This window comes from Mesorhizobium sp. M4B.F.Ca.ET.214.01.1.1 (genome assembly GCF_004791545.1).
Taxonomy (GTDB): Bacteria; Pseudomonadota; Alphaproteobacteria; order Rhizobiales; family Rhizobiaceae; genus Mesorhizobium; species Mesorhizobium abyssinicae.
In genome coordinates, this window is record NZ_SRUX01000073.1 from 1 (window position 1) to 439 (window position 439).

Annotated in this window: 1 protein-coding gene; it reads right to left on the reverse strand. The window is 67.0% G+C overall.

Going from position 1 to position 439, the window contains the following annotated elements; translation table 11 throughout:
- On the reverse strand, window positions 1-392 hold a 392-nt coding region (locus tag EN857_RS33345; RefSeq protein WP_189522824.1), incomplete at its 3' end, for a glucuronate isomerase.
- Between the last annotated feature and the right edge of the window lie 47 nt (window positions 393-439).

Sequence of the window (439 nt, forward strand, 5' to 3'; positions counted from 1 at the left end):
CTCAACGGCTCTTCGATGCTGAACAGATGCGCAAGCACCTGGTCGAACCACAGCCGGGTCGGCGTGCCACGGAAGAGATGATAGTGCTCGGCGAACAGCCGCCAGATCGCCCTGCCATCGGTCTCGACGGGCGCGCCATCGAGCGTCGGCACGCCGAGAGCCTCCAGCCGCACGCCCTGGCTGAACAGCATGCGAAAAATATAGTGGGCCGGTACGAGGCGCAGTTGCGCGGGATCGGGGAACGGCTCGTTCAGCGCATACCAGCGCGGGTCGGTGTGGCCGTGCGGGCTGACGATCGGCAGGTCCCGGACCGAGGCGTAAAGCGCGCGTGCGAGCGAAAGCTGGCGCCCCTCGGCGGCGAACAGCAGATCCGGATCGGTCAATGCGGTCACGTCGATCCCTCCTCCGGCGCCTCACCGGTAGGGTCCGGGAGAAATGC